Origin of the sequence: Frigoribacterium sp. CFBP 8751, assembly GCF_014841545.1 — a bacterium.
Taxonomy (GTDB): Bacteria; Actinomycetota; Actinomycetes; order Actinomycetales; family Microbacteriaceae; genus Frigoribacterium.
Window position 1 is genome coordinate 196426 of sequence record NZ_JACYUB010000001.1, and the last position, 25179, is coordinate 221604.

24 protein-coding genes are annotated in these 25179 nt (G+C 73.5%); 14 read left to right on the forward strand and 10 right to left on the reverse strand.

Translation table 11 applies throughout. The annotated features are described in order from the left end of the window. Nucleotides 1-189 precede the first annotated feature (189 nt). Genes IFT88_RS01020 through IFT88_RS01045 form a run of 6 tightly spaced genes read left to right on the forward strand, consistent with a single transcriptional unit; the run spans nt 190 to nt 8377 of the window. The gene (locus tag IFT88_RS01020; RefSeq protein ID WP_192118404.1) at nt 190-1197 is read left to right on the forward strand and encodes an RDD family protein; all 1008 of its coding nucleotides are present in this window, start codon (nt 190-192) and stop codon (nt 1195-1197) included. Then, nucleotides 1194-1523 carry a hypothetical protein gene (locus IFT88_RS01025; protein WP_056228052.1) on the forward strand — a complete coding sequence of 110 codons (330 nt, stop codon included), beginning with the start codon at nt 1194-1196 and terminating at the stop codon, nt 1521-1523. Before IFT88_RS01020 ends, IFT88_RS01025 begins: the two co-directional genes overlap by 4 nt. After that, nucleotides 1520-2842 carry an EsaB/YukD family protein gene (locus IFT88_RS01030; RefSeq protein WP_137846908.1) on the forward strand — a complete coding sequence of 441 codons (1323 nt, stop codon included), beginning with the start codon at nt 1520-1522 and terminating at the stop codon, nt 2840-2842. Before IFT88_RS01025 ends, IFT88_RS01030 begins: the two co-directional genes overlap by 4 nt. After that, nucleotides 2839-3825: a hypothetical protein gene (locus IFT88_RS01035; RefSeq protein WP_192118406.1), complete on the forward strand. Its 987-nt coding sequence runs from the start codon at nt 2839-2841 to the stop codon at nt 3823-3825. Before IFT88_RS01030 ends, IFT88_RS01035 begins: the two co-directional genes overlap by 4 nt. Further along, nucleotides 3822-7799 (forward strand): type VII secretion protein EccCa, encoded by a 3978-nt coding sequence (gene eccCa / locus IFT88_RS01040; RefSeq protein ID WP_137847607.1) that lies wholly within the window; start codon nt 3822-3824, stop codon nt 7797-7799. Before IFT88_RS01035 ends, eccCa begins: the two co-directional genes overlap by 4 nt. After that, nucleotides 7796-8377, forward strand: a complete 582-nt coding sequence (locus tag IFT88_RS01045) for a hypothetical protein (RefSeq protein ID WP_043595254.1) — start codon at nt 7796-7798, stop codon at nt 8375-8377. The genes eccCa and IFT88_RS01045 overlap by 4 nt, the downstream gene beginning before the upstream one ends. 57 nt (nt 8378-8434) lie before the next feature. Here IFT88_RS01045 and IFT88_RS01050 read toward each other — a convergent pair whose 3' ends face one another. Further along, nucleotides 8435-9118: an SOS response-associated peptidase gene (locus tag IFT88_RS01050; protein WP_192118408.1), complete on the reverse strand. Its 684-nt coding sequence runs from the start codon at nt 9116-9118 to the stop codon at nt 8435-8437. 94 nt (nt 9119-9212) lie between these two features. Between IFT88_RS01050 and IFT88_RS01055 the strand changes: the two genes are divergently transcribed. From IFT88_RS01055 to crcB, 3 genes are read left to right on the forward strand one after another with little or no spacing between them, the layout of a single operon-like run. Then, nucleotides 9213-9731 (forward strand): universal stress protein, encoded by a 519-nt coding sequence (locus tag IFT88_RS01055; RefSeq protein WP_056229464.1) that lies wholly within the window; start codon nt 9213-9215, stop codon nt 9729-9731. Nucleotides 9732-9744: 13 nt separating this feature from the next. After that, nucleotides 9745-10182, forward strand: a complete 438-nt coding sequence (locus IFT88_RS01060) for a CrcB family protein (protein WP_137847605.1) — start codon at nt 9745-9747, stop codon at nt 10180-10182. Further along, nucleotides 10179-10556: a fluoride efflux transporter CrcB gene (gene crcB / locus IFT88_RS01065; RefSeq protein WP_043595249.1), complete on the forward strand. Its 378-nt coding sequence runs from the start codon at nt 10179-10181 to the stop codon at nt 10554-10556. The genes IFT88_RS01060 and crcB overlap by 4 nt, the downstream gene beginning before the upstream one ends. Nucleotides 10557-10681: 125 nt before the next feature. Here crcB and IFT88_RS01070 read toward each other — a convergent pair whose 3' ends face one another. After that, complete coding sequence (locus IFT88_RS01070) at nt 10682-11596, reverse strand: cation diffusion facilitator family transporter (RefSeq protein WP_043595247.1); 915 nt, start codon at nt 11594-11596, stop codon at nt 10682-10684. Between the two features lie 263 nt (nt 11597-11859). On the opposite strand from IFT88_RS01070, the gene IFT88_RS01075 reads away from it, so the two are divergent. After that, on the forward strand, nt 11860-12768 hold the full coding sequence (locus IFT88_RS01075) for an SDR family oxidoreductase (protein ID WP_192118410.1): 909 nt from the start codon (nt 11860-11862) through the stop codon (nt 12766-12768). A gap of 39 nt (nt 12769-12807) precedes the next feature. Here IFT88_RS01075 and IFT88_RS01080 read toward each other — a convergent pair whose 3' ends face one another. From IFT88_RS01080 to nucS, 4 genes are all read right to left on the reverse strand, one after another. Continuing rightward, nucleotides 12808-14109 carry an MFS transporter gene (locus IFT88_RS01080; RefSeq protein WP_056228072.1) on the reverse strand — a complete coding sequence of 434 codons (1302 nt, stop codon included), beginning with the start codon at nt 14107-14109 and terminating at the stop codon, nt 12808-12810. Continuing rightward, nucleotides 14106-14783, reverse strand: coding sequence for an HAD hydrolase-like protein (locus IFT88_RS01085; protein ID WP_192118412.1), 678 nt, complete (start codon nt 14781-14783; stop codon nt 14106-14108). The genes IFT88_RS01080 and IFT88_RS01085 overlap by 4 nt, the downstream gene beginning before the upstream one ends. A 24-nt stretch (nt 14784-14807) precedes the next feature. Beyond that, nucleotides 14808-14984, reverse strand: a complete 177-nt coding sequence (locus tag IFT88_RS01090; RefSeq protein WP_156155552.1) for a hypothetical protein — start codon at nt 14982-14984, stop codon at nt 14808-14810. Between the two features lie 80 nt (nt 14985-15064). Further along, complete coding sequence (gene nucS, locus IFT88_RS01095; protein WP_192118414.1) at nt 15065-15760, reverse strand: endonuclease NucS; 696 nt, start codon at nt 15758-15760, stop codon at nt 15065-15067. Between the two features lie 134 nt (nt 15761-15894). Here nucS and IFT88_RS01100 point away from each other — a divergent pair, with 134 nt between their 5' ends. Beyond that, nucleotides 15895-16557, forward strand: a complete 663-nt coding sequence (locus IFT88_RS01100) for a hypothetical protein (protein WP_192118416.1) — start codon at nt 15895-15897, stop codon at nt 16555-16557. A 64-nt stretch (nt 16558-16621) separates the two neighbouring features. After that, complete coding sequence (locus IFT88_RS01105; RefSeq protein WP_043595236.1) at nt 16622-17701, forward strand: LacI family DNA-binding transcriptional regulator; 1080 nt, start codon at nt 16622-16624, stop codon at nt 17699-17701. Nucleotides 17702-17737: 36 nt separating this feature from the next. On the opposite strand, the gene IFT88_RS01110 is transcribed toward IFT88_RS01105, so the two are convergent. Then, on the reverse strand, nt 17738-19069 hold the full coding sequence (locus tag IFT88_RS01110; RefSeq protein ID WP_446718818.1) for an MATE family efflux transporter: 1332 nt from the start codon (nt 19067-19069) through the stop codon (nt 17738-17740). Next, complete coding sequence (locus IFT88_RS01115; RefSeq protein WP_192118418.1) at nt 19066-20331, reverse strand: uracil-xanthine permease family protein; 1266 nt, start codon at nt 20329-20331, stop codon at nt 19066-19068. The genes IFT88_RS01110 and IFT88_RS01115 overlap by 4 nt, the downstream gene beginning before the upstream one ends. Nucleotides 20332-20449: 118 nt before the next feature. On the opposite strand from IFT88_RS01115, the gene IFT88_RS01120 reads away from it, so the two are divergent. Beyond that, the gene (locus tag IFT88_RS01120; RefSeq protein WP_192118420.1) at nt 20450-22414 is read left to right on the forward strand and encodes a M13 family metallopeptidase; all 1965 of its coding nucleotides are present in this window, start codon (nt 20450-20452) and stop codon (nt 22412-22414) included. Further along, nucleotides 22408-23325, forward strand: a complete 918-nt coding sequence (locus IFT88_RS01125; protein WP_082452537.1) for a serine hydrolase — start codon at nt 22408-22410, stop codon at nt 23323-23325. Before IFT88_RS01120 ends, IFT88_RS01125 begins: the two co-directional genes overlap by 7 nt. Nucleotides 23326-23350: 25 nt before the next feature. Here IFT88_RS01125 and IFT88_RS01130 read toward each other — a convergent pair whose 3' ends face one another. Further along, entirely contained in the window at nt 23351-23758 is a 408-nt protein-coding gene (locus tag IFT88_RS01130) for an NUDIX hydrolase (RefSeq protein WP_192118421.1), read from the reverse strand. 47 nt (nt 23759-23805) lie between these two features. Then, nucleotides 23806-25092, reverse strand: a complete 1287-nt coding sequence (locus tag IFT88_RS01135; protein WP_192118423.1) for a glutamyl-tRNA reductase — start codon at nt 25090-25092, stop codon at nt 23806-23808. Nucleotides 25093-25179 lie beyond the last annotated feature (87 nt).

Sequence of the window (25179 nt, forward strand, 5' to 3'; positions counted from 1 at the left end):
CCCGTTCGCGGGGTACATGTCGGGGGACCAGGGCGGGGGACAGGTGCGTGTCGACCCCGGAACGGGTGTCTCACCGGGGGACGCGGGGTCGGCTAGCCTGGGGCCGATCGTGCGCTCCGGGGACGCGGGCGGTCGCTCTTCGTCGGCCTCGACGACCTGGTCCGGACCCCGCAGGCGAGAGGCGGAACCGTGGGCGCACTGGTGGGCGCGCGAAGCTGCGGACGCTGCGGTCAGCCGCTCGGTGCGGGCGCGACCTGGTGCTTCTGGTGCGGCGTGCGGATCGTCTCGGCGGCCACCGGCAGCGCCATCGGCACCTACTCGGGTCTGCTCGCGGGCGTGCAGACGGCGACCCCGTCGAGGCGTCGCAGCGCGGTCGCGATCGACTGGGGAGTGCCCCTCCTCCTGCTCGGCGTCCTCGTCGTCGGCGTGGCCACGGGCGCCTCGTCCGCCACGGCCGGCGCGGCGCTCGTCCCCGTCCCCGTCGAGGTCGCCGTCGTGGTCGTCGCCTTGGGCTTCGTGGCGCTCGACGTCGTGCTCTACGTGCGCGGCGGTCGCTCGGTGGGCCGCCTGCTGCTCTCGTTGCGAACCGTGGACGACCTGACCGGCCGTCCGCCGGCCGTGCTGAGGGTCGACCGGCGCGGGCGCTTCAGCATCCGTCGTCAGGCGGTGACGGTCGACCTGCGGCGGGGCCGCGATCCCATGACGTCGTCGCCACCGCTCGTGCAGAGGCCGGCCCTGCCCGCCGCGGCCTCCGCCCCGCTGCCGCCCCACCCGACCGATCCGCTCGACGCCGCGGGACGACCCGACGAGAACACCTTCGGGCGCACGGGCCAGGGCCGACCCACGACCACCGCGCCGTCGATCGTCCTCGAGCTCGACAGCGGCGAACGCCTCGACCTCGAGTCGACCCTGCTGATCGGCCGCGCCCCGGTCAACCGCGAGGGCGAGGAGCACCCGGTCTTCGCCTGGGCGGATCTCGCCCGCAGCCTCACCAAGACCCACGCCCTCTTCGCGTGGGAGGGGGCCGTGCTGTGGGTCACCGACCTCGGCTCGACCAACGGATCGTCCCTCGTGGCGCCGGACGGCACGCGCCAACCGCTCGTGGCGGGCCTGCGCGGGCCGGCCGCACCGGGATACGTCGTCGAGCTCGGCGAACGGACCCTCACCGTGCAGCCGTCTGGGGTGGTGGACGCATGAGCGGGGACCGCGACGTCGTCCTGCTCGAGACCGTCAAGACGCACCGCGCCCGCCTGGTCTCGGCCCTCCTGTTCGGCGAACTCGACGAGCGTCGACTGGTCAACGACAACGTGCGTCGCCTGGTCGTGAGCCTGGTCATCGCGGCGGTCGCCTGCGCCGGCTGTGCCGGCACGTCCTTCGTGCTCTCGGTGCTGGCCGACCAGCGCGCGACCCAGTCGCAGACCACCGGAGGGTCAGGAGGCGCGGTGCCGGTCACCGGCTCGCCGTCGCCTTCTCCCGCGTCGACCGACGTCCCCGACCCCACCCCCACGACGGAGCCCCGATGACCGACTACACCCGGCTGACCATCGTCGGCACGGCGCGCAAGGCCGAGATGGTCGTGCCCGCCGACGAGCCGATCGGTGGTCTGATCCCGCGGCTGATGGAGCTGCTCGACGAGCGCCCGGGTGCCGTGTCGCGCCCGCTGACGCTCGTCCGGTCGACGGGGGAGCAGCTCGACACCTCGCTGTCGGTCGCCGAACAACGCATCGTCGACGGCGAGTTGCTGCGGTTGCTGCGCGAGGACGCCGCGCCCCCGCCGCCCGAGGTCGCGGACGTCACCGACGTGCTGGCCGAGTCGCTCGCCAGCCGACCGGGCCTCTGGACTCGACGGTCGCGCACGGCGACGGCGGCCGTCGCGATCGGCCTGCTCTCGCTGGCCCTCTCGACGGTGCTGGCCAGGGCGTCCGACGTCGAGCCCGTCGGCACGCTCGCGATCGTCTACGGGTTCGCCGTCGTGGTCGCCCTCGTGTCCGGCCGGTTCGGCGGCCGCTGGCTCGCCGTCGCCGCGACCTCGGTCGCCCTCGGCTGTGCGGCCCCCCTGGCGGTCGTGCTCGGAGCCGTCCCGGCCCTCGAGCTGCCGCCGGTCGACGTGGCGCTCGCCGTGATCGTGCTCGCCTGGGTCGCGCTGGCGCTCGGCGCTGGCGCCGGTCTCGGCTCCCGGTCGGCCTGGTGGGGCGGCGTCCTCGGCGTCGTGCTCGGGGCCGTGCCGATCGTGCTGCGGTCCCTCGGCGTCCAGGACGCGGGGGCCGTGGGCGTCGGCGCCGTGCTCGCCGTCGTCGTCTGCGGCCTGCTGCCCTGGTTCGCCATGAGCGCCTCGGGTCTGACCGGTCTCGACGACCAGGTGGTCGACGGGCGCCGGGGCCGCCGCGACGAGGTGCTGCTGACGGTCGGCGACGCCTACCGCACCCTGACCTGGTCGACCTTCGCGGTGGCGGGACCCGTGGCCGTCACGGCCGTCTCGTCCGTCGGGTCGGCCGATCTCTGGCAGGTCGGTCTCGGGGTCGCCGTGGTGCTCGTCGTCGCGGCCCGCACCCGGGCCCTGCCGATCGCCGCCCAGGGCTGGGTGCTCTGGGCCGCCGCCCTGATCGGCCTGCTCGGGGGCCTGCTCGTCCAACCGCTCGCTCCCGGGTGGCTCGTCGTCGTCCTGTTCGCGGCCGGCGTCGTGGTCGCGGTCGTGGCCGGCGGCGTCGACCCGGTCGCCCACCAGCGCGCCTCGCTGCGCCGCGTGGGCAACCTCGTCGAGGCGCTGGGCGTCGTGGCCCTGCTGCCCGTCCTGCTCGGGGTGTTCGGGGTGTACGCCGACCTGCTCGGGGCCTTCTCGTGAGCGCCTTCGACGCGTTCGTCCGATCGGCACCGCTCGCCCTCCTCGGCAGCGTGAGCGCCCGGGTGCACGAGGTGACCACGGTCGACGAGATCGTCCGGCGACCGCTGCCGGTGTCCCGCCGCATCGGCTTCGTGCAGGCGCGCGGCGGAGCCGGGGCGAGCTCGACCGCCGGCTACGTCGCCGCCCTCCTCGCCCGGCGTCGTCCCGGGCTCGTCCTCGGCGTGGACGCGTCGCGCGGTCCTCGCGGCATGCTCTGGCAGGCCGGTGCGCCGGTCGGTTCGAGTGCGGCGCCGAGCTCCCGACGACGCACGGCCCGCCGGTCGGTCGACGCCGTCGACGGCCTGCCCCGGACGCCCTCGGGCCTGTACGCCCTCTCGCTCGACCCCCGCGGTGAGTCCCGGGCCGTGGCCGCCGCGGCGGGCTGGTTCGACGAGGTCACGCCGATCAGCCGGTTCTTCGACCTCGTCGTGACCGACTGGGGAGTGCGCGACTGGCGCGCGGACCTCACCGACGTGGTGTCGGCCAGCCGGACGGTCTGCATCGTGGCCCGCGCCGACCGCCACGCCGCCGAGGAGGCTGCGGCGCTCGTGCCGGCGATCAAGGACCACCCCGACCGGCCCGACGTGGTCATCGCCCTGGTCGACGTCGGCGACGCCGGTCGCGCGGCGCCCGTCACGGTCGGTGACGACCCCACCGTGCCCGTCGTGCGCGTGCCCTACGACGCGGCCCGTTCCGGCGGTCGACCGGTGTCGAGCGCGGCGCTGGGCACCCGCACCCGCATCGCGTACGCCCGCCTCGCGGCGGCCCTGCTGCCCCTCGACGCCCCGTCGGTCCCGCGGGGCACCCCGCCCGTCGACGCCCCCGGCCCGGCCCCGTCCGCAGCCGACCCCGGCCCGTCGGAGCGCCGCCCCTCGGAACGCCGTCAGGCCCGGGGGCGGGACGCCCGCCCGGCCGTCACCGACGACCAGGAGGCGCGACGATGACCGTCAAGCTCGTCCACCGGCCCACGCGCATCACGCGACCCGTCCAGCCCGCCGAGCACGAGGACATCACGCCGCCGCCCCAGCTGGCCGACGGCAAGGTCGGCGGCGTGCCCGTGCAGGCCCTGCTGCCCGTCGTGGGCGCCCTCTCGAGCGTCGTGATGATCGTCGTCTACCGCGGCAGCTCGAACCCGCTCTTCCTGCTGGTCGGCGCGGTGCTGCTGATCGTCGCCCTCGTCGGCGGCCTCGCGGTCACCCTCAGCCAGCGGGGCAACGCCGCGCGGCAGCGACGACTGCAGCGCGAGCGCTACCTCGACTTCCTCGAACGACTGCGGTCGCGCATGCGCACCAAGGCCCGGACCGTCCGGGCGACGGCGGCCGTGCTCGACCCCGAACCCGCCGCCCTGCTCGAGTTGGTGCGAGACCCCGCGCGACTCTGGGAGCGCCGTCGCCAGCACGACGACTTCCTCTCGGTGCGGATCGGCGAGGGCGACCTGACCTGGTTCCCGATGTCGGTCCCCGAGGACCCGAACCCCGTGCAGCCGTTCGACCCGATCATGGCCAGCGAGGCCGAGTCCGTGGTCGAGCACCTCTCGACCGTCCGGGGCATGCCCATCACGGTCGACCTCGACCGAGCCGGATCGGTCGCCGTGCTGGGCGACCGCGAGTCCGCGCTGCGGGTCGCCCGCTCGATGATCCTGCAGCTCGCCGCCCTGCACTCGCCCGACGACGTGCACCTGGCCGCGGCGTTCCCCGAGAGCGCGGCCGCCGACTGGCGCGGCTTCGACCTCGTCCCGCACGCCGTGGACGACTCGTTGTACGACGGACCGGTGCCGGCGCGACGGGTCGCGACCAGCGCCTCCTCGTTGCTCTCGGTGATCGGCGGCGAACTGGGCGACCGGGCGCAGGAGGCCGCCACGACGAAGCGCTCGATCGGCACGACGGCGCGCACCGAGGGATCGCGCCTCGTCGTCTTCGTCGACGACTGGGGGCACGTCGCCTCGAGCATCCCGGTGCCCGACGCCGACCTCTCGCTGACCGACCTCGGCGTCACGACCGTCCACCTGCTCAGCGACCGCCTGCACGAGCCGTCGGACGTGACCCTGCGCATCACCGTCGAGGGCGACGAGGCGGTCGTGACCGACGCCCGCGTCGAGGAGGACGGCCAGGTCCGCGTGCAGACGGCGACGATCGACGCCACGACCCCGCAGCTGTTCGAGGCCGTCGCCCGCACGCTCACCCCCCTGCGCCTCAGCCTCAGCCGGCAGGACGAGGTCGACTCGGCCCAGGCCGTCGAGATCACCGACCTGCTGGGCATCGACGACGTGACGACGCTGACGCCGGCGACCGCGTGGACGCCGCGCTCGCCGCGGGACTTCCTGCGCGTGCCGATCGGCATCGACGACTTCGGGGCGCCGGTCCTGCTCGACCTCAAGGAGTCCGCGCAGCTCGGCATGGGCCCGCACGGCATCTGCATCGGTGCGACCGGCTCGGGCAAGAGCGAGCTGCTGCGCACGCTCGTCCTCGGCCTGGCCCTGTCGCACTCACCCGACGACCTCAGCATGGTCCTCGTCGACTACAAAGGAGGCGCGGCGTTCGCTCCGTTCGCGGGGTTGCCCCACGTCGCCGGGTTGATCGACAACCTGGCCGACGACGCGCAGCTCACCGAGCGCGCGCGGGTCAGCATCCAGGGCGAGGTCGTCCGGCGTCAGGAGCAGTTGCGCGACGCGGGTGGCGCGTCGTCCATCAGCCACTACCGCGAGCTGCGCGTCGGCCGCCCCGAGCTTCCGCCGATGCCGCACCTGTTCGTCGTCATCGACGAGTTCGGCGAGCTGCTCACGGCGGAGCCCGAGTTCGTCGACCTGCTGCTCACGATCGGGCGCATCGGACGGTCGATCGGCGTGCACCTGCTGCTCTCGAGCCAACGCATCGAGGCCGGCAAGTTGCGCGGCCTCGACACCTACCTCTCGTATCGGATCGGCCTGCGGACCTTCTCCGAGGCCGAGAGCTCGATCGTGCTCGACCGGCCGGACGCGTTCCACCTGCCCGCGGTCCCGGGGTTCGGCTTCCTCAAGGTCGACACCTCGGTGTACCGCAGGTTCCGTGCGGGCTACGTGTCGGGCCCCCTGCCGACCGAGGCCGCCCGCTCGCTCGCGGGCGACGACGCACGGCCGACCGCCCTGCTGCTGCCGACCTTCAACGGCATCGCGGGGGGTGACGACGAGGGCGGCGAGGAAGAACTCTCGCGCCCCGACGTCGGTCGTGCCGTCATCGACGAGGCCGTCGACCGCCTGATGGGCGGCGGCACCGACGTCGACCCCGTCTGGCTGCCGCCCCTGCCCGACCGGCTCGCGCTCTCGCGGGTGGTCGGGGCCGACCAGGCCGGCGGCCTGCGGGTGCCGATGGGACTGCTCGACGACCCGGCGCGCCAACGGCAGGACCCGTGGCTGCTCGACCTGGCCCGGGCCGGCGGACACGTGGCCGTGATCGGGGCGCCTCAGACGGGTCGCAGCACGTTCCTGCGCACGCTCGTCGCCTCGCTGGCCCTGACGCACACGCCCCAGGAGGTCGGCATCTACGGCATGGACCTCACGGGTGGTGGACTCGGCCGGATCGAGGGGTTCCCGCACGTCGGCGGTGTGGCGACGCGAGCGAGCAAGGACCGCCTCCTGCGCCTGCTCGAAGAACTGGCGGCCATGCTGACGACCCGGGAACGCGTGTTCCGCGACCACGGCATCGACTCGCTCGCCATGCTGCGGCGACTGCACGCGGCGGGCGAGGTGCCCGAACTGATCTCGGCCGACGTGGTGCTCGTCGTCGACGGCACCGGTCAGCTGCGCGGGGACTTCACCGAGCTCGAGACGGCGTTCGGCGACCTGCTGCTGCGCGGCGGCAGCTACGGACTGCACGTCGTGCTCGGGATGACGCGGTGGAACGAACTGCGGATGGCGCAGCAACCGCTGGTCGGCACCCGGGTCGAGTTGCACCTGAACGATCCGGCGGACTCGGTGATCGGTCGCAAGCTGGCCCAGACCATCCGGGCCGACCAGGCCGGTCGGGCCCTGACCGACGAGAACCTGTTCGCCCAGGTGGCGTTGCCGGTGCTGGACGACACGGACGACGACGAGGTCGGCGACGCGCTCGAGGCCCTCGCCCGCCGGTCCGCGGCGAGCTGGAACGGCCCCGCGGCCGCGCCGATCCGCTTGCTGCCCACCGAGCTGTCGCCGGACGAGCTGCCCGACGCGTTGGACGAGCCCGAGGCCATCCCGTTCGGCCTCCGGCAGGACACCATGCAGCCGGTCGCCCTCGACCCGGGCGCCGACCAGCACCTGCTCGTCTTCGGCGACTCCAAGGCCGGCAAGTCGACCCTGCTGCGCGGACTCGTCCGCGGCTTCGTCGACCGGGCGACACCGGACGAGCTCGTCGTGGCCCTCATGGACCTCCGTGGCGACCTCGTCGCCGAGGTGCCCGACGACTACCTGGGCGGGCACGCCTCGACGAGCACGGACGCCCGCGCCCTCGCGGTCGCCGTCGCCGACGAGCTCGCCAAGCGCCAGGCCGGCGACCGCGACGCCGGGCCGCGCATCGTGGTGGTGATCGACGACTACGACATCGTCGCCTCGGGGGGCACCGAACCGCTCAAGCCACTGCTGCCGTTCCTGCCGTCGGCGCGCGACCTCCGGCTGCACGTGTTGATCAGCCGGCCGGTCGCCGGCTCGGCACGGGCGCTCTACGACCCGGCGCTGCAGACGCTGCGCGACACGGGCGGGTCGTCGTTCATCATGTCGGGCGAGCGCAGCGAGGGACCGATCGTGCCGCAGGTCTACGCCGAGCAGATGACCGCCGGTCGTGGTCGGCTGGTCCGTCGCGGCCAGGCGCCGCGCATCGTCCAGGTGGCCCGGTTCGAGGCCGACGTGCGAGCCGACGCCGAGCGAGCCGACACCGAGCCGTCCGACGCCGCCGGAGCGGGCTCGTGACGGGCCGGACGGTCGTCGTCGCGGGCGTCGCCGGCGGCGTCGGGACGACGACGGTCACGGCCCTGCTCTTCACCCAGCTCTCGGGGGAGTCGGTGCCTCGGCTGATCGACCACTCGGGCGGTGACCTCGGGAGCCGGCTGACCGGGGGCGACGACGCGCCGCGGGTCGACCACGAGCTGACGCTGCACGACCTCGGCGCCCACGCCGACGGCGCCCTCCTCGACCTGCTCGACGACGCGAGCGTCTTCGGGGTCGTCGTGGCCCCGACGACCCCGGTCGGCTTCGCCGACGCCCAACGGGTCCTCGCCCGCATCCGCGAGCGGCACGGGGTCGGCGGCCTGCGTCGGGTGATGCTCGTGGTCGTCGGCGTCTTCGGCGAGCACCGGACCACGCGCTCGAGCGAGGCACTGCAGAACGAGTTCGGCCGTCGCTCGCTCGTCGTCGTCCCGCGCGACCCCGCCCTCGCGGCGGGCGGTCGCGTGCCGCTCAACCGGCTGACCCGGGAGTCCCGACGGGCCCAGGGCGAACTCGTGTCGTACCTGCGCGAACGCCTGGCGAGCCACCGCGACGCGCGCTGAGGCGCCGGCCTGCGCCTCCGGCCGGGACGCGAGCCGCGCCTCCTCGTCCGACGGGCGTCAGCGCAGGGGCTCGATGAGGTGCGGGCCGTTGTTGCGGACGTTGTTCGCGTCCCGGCTCACCTCGTGCTGCACGAGGTCGTGGGCGACATCGAACGAGTCCCGGTCGAGCAGCGCGAGCAGCTCGTCGGCGTCGAGGCCGTCGCCCAGCCAGTCGTCGTACGAGTCGGGGCTGAGGCAGGCCGGCATCCGGTCGTGCACCTCGCCCGGTGCCACGTGGGCGTCGCGCGTGATGATCGTCGTCGAGAGCACCCAGCGGTCGGGGTCGTCCTCGCCCTTCGAGGGGTCGGGCCACGCGGTGACGAGGCCGGCCATGGCGAGCCCGGCGTCGGGCTGGTGCACGTAGTGCGGCTGCTTGCCGGTCTCGGTCACGACCCACTCGTAGTACCCCTGCGCGGGCACGATGCACCGGCTGGTCGCGAACGCCCGGCGGAACATGCCGCTCGTCGCCACGGTCTCGATGCGTGCGTTGATCGGCTGCGGACGCTTCTTCAGGTCGGGGTACCACGACGGCACGAATCCCCAGCGGGCGCCGGGTAGCTGCCTCTCGCCGTGCCGCTCACGGACGACCGGCACGACGGTCGTCGGAGCGACGTTGAAGTCGTCGGGCAGGGGCCCCAGGCCGTCGAGCAGGCTCGGCAGCAGATCGGACGTGGCCCGGGCAACGACGTAGCGACCGCACATGCCGACAGTCTGCTCTTCCGCGGAGGGGTATGACGGTGGTTCACTGTGGCCGTGGCGCCGCGTGGGACGGCGACACGGTGAGAGGGTGGTGACCATGTCCGACGAGCAGAACCCCGCGCGCGGCTTCGTCGTCGCGGGCGTCGTGCCGAACTCGGGCGAGGCCGTCGTGGCGACCGCGGCCGACCTTGCGGCGCGCTACGGCACCGGTCTGCTCTGCGTCTCGGTCGAGCCCGACCGGCTCGCCTTCGCCGAGGGCATCGACGGCACCGTCCTGTCGTACCCCCTCGACCCCGACGACTACACCGAGACCCTGTCCTTCGACGCCGACCTGGAGGCGCGGCTGCGGCCGGTCGCCTCGGCTCGCGGCGTCGAGCTGCGCACCTCGATCGTCGCCGGCGACCCCGCCCGGTGCCTGTCGCACCTGGCCGAGCAGCTCGACGCCCCGCTGATCGTCGTCGGCAGCCGCGAGGCCGGCCTGCGGGGCAGCGTCCGCGAGTTCTTCGCGGGCTCGGTCGCCCTGCACCTCAGCCACCGTCAGCACCGACCGGTCGTCGTCGTGCCGCTCGCCCCCGTCCCCCGCAGCCAGACGCTGCCGTGGGAGGACGAACTGTGACGCGAGGCCGCCGGTGACGGGTGCCGCGCGCCCTCGCGCCCCGCACCTCCGTCCGTCCCTGATCGCCCTCGTCGCCCTGGGCGGCGCCCTCGGGACGGCCGCACGGGTCGGGGTGACGCTCGTCGTGCCGTCGTGGGGGGCGTTCGACACGGCGATCTTCGCGATCAACGTGGTCGGGGCGTTCGTGCTCGGCGTCCTGCTCGAGCGGTTGCTGCGCTCCGGGCCCGACGAGGGCGGGCGTCGCCGGCTCCGACTCCTCGTGGGGACGGGCGTCCTCGGCGGGTTCACGACCTACAGCTCGCTCGCGACCGAGACCGCGGCGCTCGCCGGGGCGGGTGGGGGCGACCTCGCCGTCGCCGCGCTCTACGGACTGCTGAGCCTGGTGCTGGGTGTGCTCGCCGCGGCGGCCGGCATCCGGGTCGGGGCACGTCTGGCGGGGCGCGCCTCGTGAGCCCGCTGCTCCTCGTCGCCGTCGCGGCGGCCGGCGGGATCGGTGCCGCCGCGCGCTTCGTCGTCGACGGCCTCGTCAAGGACCGCCTCGGCTCCGCCTACCCGTGGGGCACGACCGCCATCAACGTGTCGGGCTCGTTCGCGCTGGGGCTGGTGACCGGCCTCGCCCTGCAGGCGGTCGTCGCGCCCGAGTGGAAGGCCGTCCTCGGCACCGGCCTGCTCGGTGGGTACACGACGTTCAGCACCGCGAGCGTCGAGACGGTGCGGCTGCTGGCGGCCGGGCGCCGCGGGGCCGCGGTCGCGAACGGCCTGGGCATGCTCGTCGCGTGCGTGGGCGTCGCATCGCTCGGGCTGTGGCTCGGCTCGCTCGCCTGACGAGCTCGCCGGCCTGACGGGCCGGAACGCCGAGTGGGCAGGAACTGTCCTTCGGTGGCTGGTGAAGGACCTTTTCTGCCCACTCGACCCGCGCCTCCGGGGGATGGCGACGAGGAAATCCCCGCTCAGGCGTGCGTCTCGCGCTCGTGCCCCGCGTGGTCGGCCGGCTCGAGCTGGAACGTCGCGTGCTCGACCGAGAAGTGGGCGGCGAGGCACCGGTCGAGGGCGTCCAGGGTCTCGTCGACCTTCATGTCGCAGAACACCTCGCGCTCGACGACGACGTGCGCCGAGAAGACGGTCGCCCCGCTGGTGATCTGCCAGGCGTGGACGTCGTGTGCCGAGACGACGCCCGGGGTGTCACCGATGTGCGTGCGGACCGACTCGAGGTCGATGTCGCCGGGAGCCGAGCCGAACAGCACCCGGATGGCCTCGCGCAGCAGCGACCAGGCCCGTGGCACGATCATCGCCGCGATGATCAACGAGCCGACCGAGTCGGCCTGCGTGAAGCCCGTGGTCAGCACGACGACGGCGGCCACGACGACGGCCGCCGAGCCGAGCAGGTCGCCTAGCACCTCGAGGTAGGCCCCGCGCATGTTGATCGAGTGCGTCGCCCCGCCCCGCAGCACGAGCAGTGCCGCGACGTTCGTCGCCCCGCCGACCAGGCCGACGACCAGCATCGGCAGCCCGAGCACCTCGTGCCCGCCGACCGCCACGAGACGGGAGACGGCGGCGACGGCGACCGAGAGCGACACGGCGAGCAGCACGAGGCCGTTGACGAAGGCGGCGAACACCTCGGCCCGCCGGTAGCCGTAGGTCTGTCGGCCGCTCGCGGGTCGGGCGGCGACGATCGTGGCCACGAGGGCGATGACCAATCCGGCCAGGTCGGAGAGCATGTGCCCCGAGTCGGCCAACAGCGCGAGGGAGCCCGAGAGCCAGGCGCCGACCAGCTGGGCGACGAGCCCGAGGGCGATGATCGCGATCGCGAGGCGGAGCCGTCGTCCGTCGGCGGCGACGTGTCCGTGTCCGTGGTCGTGGCCCATGGGCGCCTCTCGTCGGGATGAGGGTCGGGGGTGGCGGATCGGGGTGGGTATCCGTCCGGCGGATCGGCCCGCCGGATCGGTCCGCCGGCGTTCCGGGCCGGCGTCGAATCTACCGGCGCCCGACGGCGACGGCCACCGATCCGGGCAGTCGATAACGAGTCTCGATCCCTGCAACGACGCCGATCGGGGCGCGCCGGGCGGACGAGGAGGCGCGGGTCGGCCCCGCCTGGGAGCCGCCCCCACCGCGCATGGTTCAGTGAGGCATGACCGACTCGACCGAGACCTCCTCCGCCTCCCTCGGGGAACCCGCCCGCGCCTCCTCGTCCGTCGTCGCCGTGACGGGTGCGACGGGTGCCGTGGGCGGCATCGTGGCCGCGCACCTGTCCGAGCGGGGCGTGCCGCTGCGGCTCGTCGTGCGCGACGCCGCCCGCGCGCCCCGGCTCGACGGGGCCGAGGCCGAGGTCGCCGTCGCGACCTACGGCGACCGGGAGGCCTCCGTCGAGGCGCTGCGCGGGGTCGAGACCCTGTTCATGGTGTCGGCGGCCGAGGCCCCCGACCGCGTCGACCAGCACCGCTCGTTCGTCGACGCCGCCGTGGAGGCGGGCGTGCGGCACGTGGTCTACACGTCGTTCGCCGGTGCGTCGGCCGAGTCGGTGTTCACGCTCGGGCGGGACCACTTCGCGACCGAGCAGCACATCCGCGAGTCGGGGCTGGCCTTCACGTTCCTGCGGGACAACTTCTACCTGGACTTCATCCCGCTGTTCGCGGACGAGCAGGGCGTCATCCGCGGCCCGGCCGGCGACGGGCGCGTGGCGGCGGTGGCCCGGGCCGACGTCGCTGCGGTGGCGGCCGTCGTGCTGCTCGACCACGAGTCGCACGCCGGGGCGACCTACGACCTCACCGGGTCCGAGGCGTTCACCCTGACCGAGGCGGCTGCCCGCCTCACCGCCCTCGGCGGGCGGTCGTTCACGTTCGTGGACGAGACGGTCGACGAGGCCTACGAGTCCCGCCGCGTCTTCGAGCCGGAGCCCTTCCAGGCGGACGCCTGGGTCAGCACCTACACGTCGATGGCCTCGGGCGAGGTGGCGCAGGTGACGTCGTCCGTGCGCGACCTGACCGGACGCGACCCGTTGACGCTCGAGGTGCTCTTCGCCGGCGGCGTGCAGCACTGACCCTGCCCGCCGGGCCCCCGGGCCGCCCGTCCGGGCGGCTCAGGGCACGCGTCGCGACGACAGCACGCCGCTGACGCCGAGCACGACGACCGCCGCGGCGACGCCGATCATCGGGATCTGCCAGTTGCCGCTGGCGTCGTGCAGCCCGCCGATGGCGAGCGGGCCGAGCGCCGCGATCGCGTAGCCGCCGCCCTGCACGAGGGCCGACAGGCGCCGCGCCTCGACGTCGGTCGACGCCATGCGCACGATGACGATGAAGATGATCGTGATCCCGCCGCCCTGCGCGGCTCCGCCGAAGATCGACCAGAGCAGCCAGTGCTCGGGAGCGAAGAGCAGGCCCAGCGGCATGGCCGACCAGAAGACGGCGATCAGCCCGATGACGACCGCCGGCCGCACGCGCAGCGCGAGGAACGGCACGCCCAGCGCACCCACGACCGCGAGGATCTGGAACACCGACGAACTCGCGCCGGCCGCCTCGCGGGTGAGACCGACCTCGTCGCGCAGCAGCGTCGGCATCCAGGCCGTGAGCCCGTAGTAGCCGAAGGCCTGACCCGAGAACGCCAGCGTCAGGCCCCAGGTGGTCCACCGACGCAGCAGCGGGGTGGCGCTGCGTCGGCGCTCGCGTGCGTCGGCCTCGGCCTCGCCGGGCTCGACGACGTCGATGCCCCCGGTGAAGACGTCGGTCGCCGAGGAGGCGCGGTGCCGGTCGTCGACGTCGGCCTGCGACCCCGGCACCACGGCCACGCTGCCGCCCCGCACCGCCACGCGGGGGCCCACGGCGATCGACCAGACGACGGCGGCCAGGACGGCGAGCAGCCCCCAGGTGACGAGGGCCAGGGGCCAGCCGACGACCGAGGCGATCGGGGCCGTGGCCAACGACGTGATCATCGATCCGACGTTGAGGGCCGAGGTGTAGATGCCCGTGACGAAGCCGGCCCGCTCGGGGCTGAAGTCGCGGCGGATGACGACGGGCAGCACGACGTTGCCGATCGTGATGGCGACGCCGATCACGATCGTGCCGACGTAGAGCCAGACCGTGCCACCGGCCGTGCGCAACAGGGTGCCGAGCAGGACGCCCGCGAGCCCCAGCGTGACGGCCCGCTCGGCGCCGATGCGGCCGATCAGGGCCGAGGCGAACGGGCTGGCCACGGCGAAGCAGAGCACGGGGATGCTGGTGAGCAGTCCGGCCACGACCGCCGTGAGGCCGAGGTCGGCGCTCATCTGGTCGAGCACGGGAGCCGGGGCCACGATCGGCCCACGCATGTTGAGGGCGATCAGCACGATCGCGAGGGTGAGCAGCCAGGCGGCGGGCGACCGCACGACGGCCGCGGCGCGGGTCACGCGGCGCCGCGCAGCAGGGAGACGCCCAGCAGGTCGGCCACCTCGTCGACGTCCGCCGCGACGGCGACCGCGCCGACGTGCTCGTCGGGCTCGCCGTAGCCCCAGCCGACCAGGATCGTGGGCACGCCGTGCACGGCCGCGCCCTCGACGTCGTGGCGGCGGTCGCCGAGCAGGACGGGCCGCGAGAGGTCGGCGCCGCGCGCCCGCAGTCGCTTCAGGGCCTCTTCGACGACGTCGGCCTTGGTGTTGCGCACCTCGTCGTCGGAGGCGCCGGTGATGACGTCGAGGTAGCGGTCGAGTCCGTGCGCCCGCAGGATCGCCGTGGCCGGGGTCTCGGGCTTCGAGGTCGCGGTCGACGTGGGGATGCCGGCGGCGTGCACGGCCGCCATGAGGTCGGGCACGCCCGGGAAGACCTCGCCCTCGAGGGCGCCGTGGGCGAGGTAGTGCGCACGGTAGAGCCGCATGGCGTCGACGAGGCGCTCGCCGTCGAGGCCGAGGCGCACCTCGAAGCTCTGCGGCAGGGGCGGGCCGACCCAGGCCATCAGGTCGGTGGCGGAGGGCACCGGCAGGCCGAGTGCGCCGATCGTGTGGGCGAGGCTGGCGGTGATCGCGGGCGCCGAGTCGGCGATGGTGCCGTCGAGGTCGTAGAGGACGGCCGTGTAGGGGAGAGTCATCGCCCCCAGCTTAGGGATCGGGGGTCAGCGCGGGACGGCCCGCAGTGGCCAGGTCGCCACGGCCGGGACCGCGGCCCGGGCCGACGGAGGCGTCACGGTCTCGAACGACCACATCGGGTCGTCGAGGCCCCGGGCCAGGGACTCGAAGAGCGGGGTCGCCTCGCGTTCGGCGGTCAGGGTGTCGAAGATCGGTGAGGTCACGGGTTGCTCCTGCGGTCGATGGGGCTCGTAGCAGGAATATAACCCTGAAATTTGAGTATCACAAGGGTCTTGGCGTGTCGTCAGAAGAGGCGGGAGTGCGAGTCGTCCAGGCCGCGCATCGCGTCGTAGTCGAGCAGCAGCGTGCGGATGCCCCGGTCGTGCGCCAGCGTGCGGGCCTGCGGTTTGATCTCTTGTGCGGCGAAGACGCCCGTCACGGGGGCGAGGTGCGGGTCGCGGTTCATCAGTTCGAGGTATCTGGTGAGCTGCTCGACCCCGTCGATGTCGCCTCGACGCTTGAGTTCGACGGCCACGGCCGCACCCTTCGCGTCGCGGGCCAGGATGTCGACCGGCCCGATGGCGGTCATGTACTCGCGCCGGACGAGGGTGTGGCCCTCGCCGAGCAGGTCGATCTGTTCGGCCAGCAGCTTCTGCAGGTCGGCCTCGACGCCGTCCTTGGTCAGGCCCGGGTCCACGCCCATCTCGTGCGAGGAGTCGTGCAGCACCTCGTGGATCGAGACCACGAGGATGTCGGCCGTCTTCGCCTGGGTGACCTTCCACAGCTGGACGACGCCGGCCTCACGTTGGTCGTCGTCGGGTTCGACCGTGCGGATCGTGCAGGGCGGGCTCATCCAGTTGAGGGGCTTGTAGCTGCCGCCGTCGGAGTGGACGAGCAGGCTGCCGTCGCTCTTCACCATCAGGAGGCGCGTGGCCAGGGGCAGGTGGGCGGACAGTCGACCGGCGTAGTCGACCGAACAGCGGGCAATGACGAGGCGCACCCGACGATCCTACGGGGCGACGAGAACGGCCTCAGATCACCGTGTTGACATGCATTCATATGTGAAATACATTCATGACAGATGGTCGGCAGGAGACCACCGAGACGCTTCCAGGAGGAACGATGCCCCACCCGATGCCCGCCACGACCCGTCCGCTGCGGACGACGACCCACGACACGGCCGAGCTGCTGCTGGTCGACCTGGCCACGGCGCGCTACGCACCCGGCAACTCCCTCGACGTGGACACCGTCGTGCGGGAGCACCGGGTCACCCGCGGCGAGGTGCACCTCGCCCTCTTCGAGCTGAGGCGCATGAAGGTCGTGGTGCGGGCTCCGTTCAGCGGGGCCCACGTCGTCGTCTGGCACCGGCGCTTCAACGAGGTGCTGCTGCGCGACCTCGTGCGCATGATCTCCGTGGCGTCGACGAAGGCCACCTCGCTCGAGGACGTCGCCGAGCCCGGTGTGCGCCGACCGGCCTGCACCGCTCACGGGCTGGTCCTGCCGGCGGACGTCGCACACTTCCTCGATCTGACCCGGGCGATCGCGCAGGTGCTCTCGCCGTCGGCCCGCCAGCACGTGCTGGACGACCTGTTGCTGCCGCTCGAGATCCTCTGCAGCGCGAGGGCCGTCGCGGTGCACGACATGCGGCCCGCCCTCGGCGAGACCGTCCGCGGCGCGATCGTCGACCTCATGGAGGCCGCCGCGCACTACGGCGACTGGGCACAGCTGCCCGGCCTCGCGTCCGACTACGTCACGGCCCTGGGCGTCGACGAACCGCCCGTGCGACCCGTCGACTGACACCCCGCCGACCGTCACCGGCCACCCGGAGGCCGTCCGGCCCCGTCGGCTAGGCTGCGGCAGCATGAGCCGGGCAGAGGGCGACGTCGCCGCCAGGCCGACCCTCGCGTCGGTCGCGCGGGTCGCCGGGGTGAGCGCGAGCACCGCCTCCTTGGCCTTCAGCGGGACCGGACCCGTGTCGGACGAGACCCGCGCGCGGGTGCTCGCCGCCGCCGACGAACTCGGCTACGCCGGGCCCGACCCTCGGGCGAGGTCATTGCGTCGCGGGCGCTCCGGCATCGTCGGGGCCGTCCTCGAGTCCACGCTCAGCACGGCCTTCCGCGACCCGATCAACGTCGCGATGCTCGACGGCATCGCTGACGTGACCGGGCCCGCCGACAACTCGCTGCTGCTGCTCACCGAGAGCGCGGGCGAGCGTTCCCGCCTGCTCGACGCCCCCGTCGACGCGGTCGTGTTGTTCGGCTGCAGCACCCGCCTCGACGAGTCCGTGTCGATCATGCGGCGGCGCGGCATCCCCGTCGTCTCGATCGAGGCCCCACCGACCGAGGGCGTGCTCGACATCGCCGAGGACAACGTGGGCTCGTCCCGACTGCTGGCGCAGCACCTGCACGACCTCGGCCACCGACGGGTCGCCGTCGTCGCCCTCGAACTCGGCCCCGGGCGCTCGACCGGCGGGCAGGACGACGAACTGACCGACGAGCGGGTGGCCCGCGGCACCTCGTGGCCGACCCTCGAGCGGCTGCGCGGCACCCGTGAGGTCTTCCCCGGCGTGGGCGGCCTGGCCACGCGCGGCAGCTGGACGAGCGAGGGGCACCGCGCCGGCCTGCGGCTGCTCGACGTGCCCGAGGCCGAGCGGCCGACGGCGATCGTCGCGCAGAGTGACCTGCTCGCGTCGGGCGTCATCGCGGCGGCGGACGACCTGGGCCTCTCGGTGCCGGGCGACCTGAGCGTCGTCGGCTACGACGGCGTGCGGCTCGACGACCCGCGAGCCGCCGACCTCACGACGGTCGTCCAACCCGCGGTCGAGAAGGGCCGCGCGGCCGGTCGCGCGGTGCTCGCGCTGCTCGCCGGCGACCCGGTCGAGGGCACGACCTTCACGAGCGTCTTCCGCCCCGGGTCGACGACAGGGCCGCCCGCACGCTGACTCCGCGCCGGGGGCGTGTGCCGGGCGGCGTGACGCTCAGCGCGCGCCGACCACCATCCACCGGTCGGTGCGGGCCCGCAGCCCGAGCGTGACCGCCCGCGCCCCGATGTACGCGAGGCCGAACGCGAGCCAGAGCGCGACGGCACCCGACGTCGTGGCACCGACCCGCGCCTCCACCGGGAACAGCACCGCGAGGTAGGCGAGCACGCTGACGACCGACGCGATCGCGAGGTAGCGGGCGTCGCCCGCGCCGAGCAGCACGCCGTCGAGCACGAACACGAAGCCGGCGAGCGGGATGCCGACCGCCATCGCGACGACCACCGAGGGCAGCAGCGCCTGCACGCCCGGGTCGGGGCTGAAGACGGGCGCGAGCACCGGCGCGAGCAGGGCCAGGACGGCGCCCAGCACCACGCCGCCGCCGACGCCGAGCAGCATCAGCCGTCGCGTGATCGCCCGCACCCGCTCACGGTCACCCTGCCCGAGGGCGTGACCGACCATCGCCTGCCCCGCGATCGCGAGGGCGTCGAGGGCGAAGGCCAGCGTGCTGAAGAGGGTGAGCGCGATCTGGATGGTCGCGAGGCCCGTCACCCCGGCGGAGGCGGCGGCCGCGACGGTCGCGAGGAGCGCGGCCCGCAGACCCGCGTTCCGCACGAGCAGCCAGCCGCCCGCCTGTGCGGTGCGGCCGACCCCGGCGAGCCCCGGGCGGAGGTCGGCGCCGACGGCCCGGGCCGCCCGCACCGCGATCACGACGTAGACGGCGCCCATGCCCCACTGGGCGACGACCGTGCCGGCCGCGGAGCCGGCGATGCCCCAGCCGAAGCCGTAGAGGAACAGCGCGTTGAGGCCGGCGTTCGCGGCGAAGCCGACGGTGGCGACGACCAGCGGCGTCCGGGTGTCCTGCAGGCCGCGCAGCAGGCCCGTCGCGGCGATCACGAGCAGCATGCCGGGCAGGCCGAGCAGCGAGACCGAGAGGTACGTCGTGGCGGCCGCGGCGACCTCGTCGGCCACGCCGAAGAGGCCCACGAGCGGCTCGGCGACCACCGCGCCGGCTCCCGCGACGACGATGCCGACGAGCAGGGCGAACCACATGCCGTCGACCCCGGCGCGGATCGCGCCCCGCTGGTCGCCGGCCCCCAGCCGCCGCGCGACCGTCGGGGTGGTCGCGTAGGCGAGGAAGATCAGCAGCCCCAGGGCCGTCTGCAGGATCACGCTCGCCACCCCGAGCCCCGCGAGCGGCACCGAGCCGAGGTGGCCGACGAGGGCGGTGTCGGTGAGCAGGAAGAGCGGCTCGGCCACGAGCGCCCCCAGCGCCGGCACGGCCAGGCGGAGGATCTCGCGGTCGAGGGGCGAGCGGAGGCGCACGCTCAGTCGGTGCCCCGGAGCCGACCCAGCACGCTCATCACGTGGAACACCACGATGGCCGCGACCGTGCCGAGGATGATGCCGCCGAAGCTCGCGCCTCCGAGGGCCAGGGTGAAGTCGGCGATGCCCATGATGAGCGCGACGCCGGCCGTCAGCTGGTTCTTCGGGCGGCTGAAGTCGACCTTGTTCTCGACCCAGATGCGGATGCCGATCACGCCGATCAGGCCGTAGAGCGCGGTCGTCACGCCGCCGAGCACCCCCGGCGGGATGGTGAAGATGACGGCGCCGATCTTGGGCGAAAGGCCGAGCAGGATCGCCACGACGCCGGCGACCCAGTACGCGGCCGTCGAGAAGATGCGGGTGGCGCTCATCACGCCGATGTTCTCGCCGTAGGTGGTCGTCGCCGAGCCGCCGCCGAGGCCGGCGAGCACCGTGCTGAGGCCGTCGGCGAAGAGGGCGCGGCCGGTCAGCGGGTCGAGGTTGCGCTTCGTGAGCTGGCCGACGCCCTTGACGTGGCCGACGTTCTCGGCGATCAGGGCGAGCACGACGGGCAGGAAGCCGAGGTAGATCGGCAGCTGCCCGAGGTCGAACGCGGGGGCCGTGAAGGTCGGGAGTCCCACCCACGGCGCGGCCGCGACGGCGCTGTAGTCGACGGCGCCCGCGATCACGGCGGCCACGTAGCCGACGACGACGCCGACGAAGATCGACAGACGGCCGAGCAGGCCCCTGAACAGCACGGCGCTCAGCACGACCGCGGCGAGCGTGATGAGGGCGATGCCCGGTGAGAGCGCGAAGTTGTCGCGGGCGGCCGGGGCCAGGTTGAAGCCGATCAGGGCGACGATCGAGCCGCTGACCACCGGGGGCAGCAGGGCGTCGATCCAGCGGGTGCCCGCGAGGTTCACGACCACGCCGATCACCGCGAGCAGGGCGCCGACGACGATGATGCCGCTGAGCGCGAGGGGGATGCCTCCCACGTCGGTGGCGGCCGCGATCGGGGCGAGGAAGGCGAAGGACGAGCCCAGGTAGCTGGGCAGCCGGTTCTTCGTGATGATCAGGAAGAGCAGGGTGCCGATGCCGGAGAAGAACAGCGTCGTGCTCGGCGGGAACCCGGTGATGATCGGCACGAGGAAGGTGGCGCCGAACATCGCGACGACGTGCTGGCCGCCGAGGCCGATGGTGCGCGGCCAGCTGAGCCGTTCCTCCGGGGCCACGATCTCGGTCGGGTCGACCGTCTTGCCGTCACCGTGCAGTGCCCAGGGGAGTGCCATGCCGAGAACTGTACTGGGGGTGCCGTTTCCTCCGTGTTTCCTGAGACGGCCTCGCCCGCTCGGGCCGCAGAGGGTTCGGCCCGGCCCGCCGTCGGGGGCCTCACCTAGGCTGACGAGCATGACCAGCGACGCACTGAGCAGCGGAATCCAGACCGACGAACTCGACCCGGCGGTCCGCCCGCAGGACGACCTCTTCCGGCACGTCAACGGCGCATGGATCGACCGCACCGAGATCCCCGACGACAAGGCGCGTTACGGCTCCTTCTACCTGCTCGCCGAAGAGGCCGAGAAGGCCGTCCGCGAGATCGTGGTCGAGTCGCAGTCCGCCGAGCCCGGCACCGAGGCCCGCAAGGTCGGCGACCTCTTCACCAGCTTCACCGACGAGGAGCGCATCGAGGCGCTCGGCGCCGCACCCCTCGAACCGCTCCTGGCCGAGGTCGAGACGGTCACCGACGTGACCTCGTTCACGCGCCTCCTGGGCTCGCTCGAGAAGCAGGGCATGCCGAGCTTCGTGCAGCTCTTCGTCGACAACGACCCGGGCGACCCCGAGCGCTACGTCGTCTTCGTCGAACAAGGCGGCCTCGGCCTGCCCGACGAGTCGTACTACCGCGACGAGAAGTTCGAGTCCGTGCGGACCGCCTATCGGGCGTTCGTCGAGCAGATGCTCGGGCTCGCCGGCCTCGACGACGCCTCGTCCCGCGCCGACCGGGTGATCGAGCTCGAGACCGCCCTCGCCTCGCACCACTGGAGCAACGTCGCCACCCGCGACAGCGACAAGACCTACAACCTGCTGCCCTGGGCCGAGTTCGACGCGCTCGCCGACGGGGTCGACCTGACGGCCTGGCGTGACGCCGTCGGCGGCCCGGCCGGCGTCTTCGACGAGCTCGTCGTGCGCGAGCCGTCGTTCGTGACCGGGCTGGCCACGTTGTTGACCGACGACCGCGTCGACGCCTGGCGCGACTGGCTGCGCTGGCAGATCGTCCGCTCGACGGCCGCCTACCTGTCGACGCCGTTCGTCGAGGCGAACTTCGGCTTCTACGGTCGCACCCTCACGGGCACCCCCGTGCAGCGCGCCCGTTGGAAGCGCGGCGTCTCGCTCGTCGAGGGCGCCCTCGGCGAGGCCGTCGGCCGCATCTACGTCGAGCGGCACTTCGCACCCGAGGCCAAGACGGCGATGGACGTCCTCGTCGCCCACCTCGTCGAGGCCTACCGTCAGAGCATCACGGGCCTCGAGTGGATGACCGACGAGACCCGTGCCCGGGCCCTCGACAAACTCGAGAAGTTCACGCCCAAGATCGGTTTCCCCTCGACATGGCGCGACTACTCGGCCCTGTCGATCGACCCCGCCGACCTGGTCGGCAACGTGCGCGCCACCGCCGCCTTCGGGTTCGACCGCGAGCTGGGCAAGATCGGCAAGCCGCTCGACCGTGACGAGTGGTTCATGACGCCGCAGACCATCAACGCGTACTACAACCCGGGCATGAACGAGATCGTCTTCCCCGCGGCGATCCTGCAGTTCCCGTTCTTCGACGAGAACCGCGACGCCGCCGCCAACTACGGGGCCATCGGCGCCGTCATCGGCCACGAGATCGGCCACGGCTTCGACGACCAGGGCTCGAAGTACGACGGCGACGGCAAGCTGACCGACTGGTGGACCCCCGCCGACCGTGAGGCCTTCGAGAAGCTCACCTCGTCGCTCATCGCGCAGTACGACGCGCTGGCCCCGAAGCAGGTGCCCGACCACCACGTCAACGGGGCCCTGACGATCGGCGAGAACATCGGCGACCTCGGGGGCCTCTCGATCGCCTGGAAGGCCTACCTCATCTCGCTCGACGGCAGCGAGCCGCCCGTGATCGACGGCCTGACCGGCGCCGAGCGGTTCTTCCTCAGCTGGGCCCAGGCCTGGCAGATCAAGCTGCGCGACGAAGAGGCGATCCGCCTCGTCTCGATCGACCCGCACTCGCCGAACGAGTTCCGCTGCAACCAGATCGTGCGCAACATCGACGAGTTCTACACGACCTTCGGCGTCACCGAGAGCGACGCGCTGTGGCTGCCGGCCGAGGAGCGCGTCACGATTTGGTAGGTCCGGGGCCCGGGCGCCGCGCCCGCCGCGAGAACGCCGACGGCGCCGACCACGAGCCGCGTCACGGCGGCGGTCGCGCGCTCGAGTCGTTCTCGTCGTCGTTCGCGGCCCTGGGCGATCTGGCCCTCGCGGGTGGTCAGGTCTCGGCGTCGGTCAGCGACCTCGACTCGGGCGTCGACCTGCTGGGCGTCGACGAGCACCTGGCGCTGCCGGTCGGGCAGCTCGGGGCCGTCCTGCTGCTGATCGAGGTGTCGGCCCGCATCGAGGACGGCACGCTGCGCCCGCTCGACGAACTCGACCGGCCGGGCGATCCCGGCGACCAGGGGCCCGGCGGTCTCTGGCCCTACCTCCGCCGGACGAGCCTCCCGGTGACCGACGCGGCGACGCTCGTCGGGGCCTTCCGCGACGCGGCCGCGATCGACGCGCTCATCGGGCGGGTCGGCTTGGCCGCGGTGCGGGCACGGGGCGAGTCGCTCGGTCTCACGAAGACCGCCCTCCTCGACGTCACGCGGTCGTCGCGCGGCCCCGACGACGCGCCCGCGCTCGCCGTCGGCTCGGCCCACGAGTTGGCCGGCCTGATGGTGTCCCTGGCCCGAGGCGAGGTCGTCGACCGGGCCGTGTCGAACCGCGTGCTCGGCTGGCTGTCGCTGGGTGCCGACACGTCGCTCGTCGCCGCACCGTTCGGACTCGATCCGCTCGGGCACCGACGTCTCGACCACGACCTCCAGATCGTCCACGCGACGGGCGGCGACCCGGGGGTGCGCTCCGAGCTCGGGGTGCTGCGCGGTCCTCACCGCAGCGTCGCGTACTGCGTGATCGTCACCTTCGACGACCTGACGCTCGCCCACCGTCTCCGCGCGCTCGACGCCCTGCGGGTTGTGGGCACCGACGTGCTCGAGTACGTGCACTGAGCGACCGCGTGCGCCGTGCGTCGGTTCAGTCGACCAGGTCGAGCCGCTTCAGGCGATCGAGCGTCGCGACCCCGGCCGGCGGGCACCGGTCGGCGTCGGCCGAGGTCACCCAGTGCACCGCGCCGACCTCGGCGGCGGGAGCCGGTTCGGGGCTCGTCGCCGCGAGCTCGGCGGCGAAGACCGTCATGGCGACCTGTCGGCCCTCGGGTTCGCCGTGTGCCTGCGTCACGACCGTGAAGAGTTCGGTCACGGTCACCGGGTCGAGTTCGACGCCGACCTCCTCGCGCGATTCTCGCACCAGCGCCTCGGCCGCGGTCTCGCCGGCCTCCCGCTTGCCGCCCGGCAGGTAGAGCACGTCACGACCCCGCGCCGTGACCATCAGCATCCGCCGGTCGCGGACGAGGGCGAGCGCGCTGACGACGATGGTGTCCATCAGGCCATCTTCGGGCACGACCGGGGGACGTCGTGTCGCGACGGCGGTCAGCCCGCCGAGGCCTGACGCTCGTCGTCGATCGCGCGCAGCGGCGAGGACGAGGAGGCGCGGCGCGCGTCGGTCACGCCGAACAGCGCCTCGAGACCGTCGCGGAACTCGTCGCCCCGGCCCTCGCGGGCCAGTTCGCGTGCCCGGACGGAGGGGGTGTGCAGCAGGACGCCGGCGAGGTGCCGCAGGGCCGACTCGGTGCGCTCGGACGAGTCGCCGCGCGACCGCGCCCGTTCGATCTCGGCGTCGAGCAGGTCGAAGACGTGCTTGCGCAGCGCGACGACCGACGGGGTGAGCGACTGCTCGGCGGCGACGGCCTGGAACTCGGCGGCCGCCGACGAGACGAGGGCGCGGGCGTCGTCGGCCGCGCTGAGCTGGGGCAACGGGGCGTGCAGGCTGATGGTCTCGAGGTCGAGCAGCTCGACGCCCTCGACGCCCGAGACGAGCGGGTCGACGTTGCGGGGCAGGCCGAGGTCGATCACGAGGCGGCGACCGCCGGGCTGCACGACGTCGCGGGTGACGACCGGCTCGGTGGTCGAGGTGCAGGTGATGAGCACGTCGCTCCAGGCGACGGCGGTGGCGAGGTCGTCGTAGGGCGTCGCGGCGTGCTTGAGGCCGAACCACTCGGCGCGGCCCGAACCCGAGTAGACGGCGAGCTGGTCGGCGCCGCGGTCGCGGAGGGCGGCCACGGTGGTGGCGGCGTACTGGCCGGTGCCCACGATGAGGACGCGCGCCTCGGACCAGTCGGTCACCCGTGAGGACGCCAGTTCGAGGGCGAGGCGCACGAGTGAGCGACCCGCGCCTCCGACGTTCGTCTGGTTCTTGATGCCGCGCGAGGTCTGGGACGCCTTCTGGAAGAGGCGCTCGAGGTCGCGGGAGGTGGTGCCGTCGTGGCGGGCGCGTTCGAGCGAACGCCGCACCTGGCCCGAGATCTCGTCCTCGCCGACGACGACCGACTCGAGGCCCGAGCTGACGGCGAAGAGGTGCTCGACGACCTCGTCGCCCGTGATGACCCGCACGCTGTCGCGCAGGTCGTCGGGCTCGACGCCGCTGGCGGTGCTCATGGTCTCGATCGTGGCCTCGACGGCGAGGGCGCTGCCGGCCGTGAGGGGCTCGTCGACGTCGAGATAGGCCTCGAACCTGTTGCAGGTCGCGAGCACGACCGCTCCGCTGACGAAGTCGCTGCCGTCGACCAGGGTGCCCGCCGCCGAGGGTGCGCCGATGCTCAGCCTCTCGAGGAGGTCGAAGCTGGCGTTCTGGTGGGACGCCGTGAGGCAGATGAGCACTGAGTGATCCTAACTCTGATCGGCGTTTTCGGCTGGGCGTTGACTCGACGTCGAGTGGCCGGGAATGCCACACCACGGTTGCAGCTT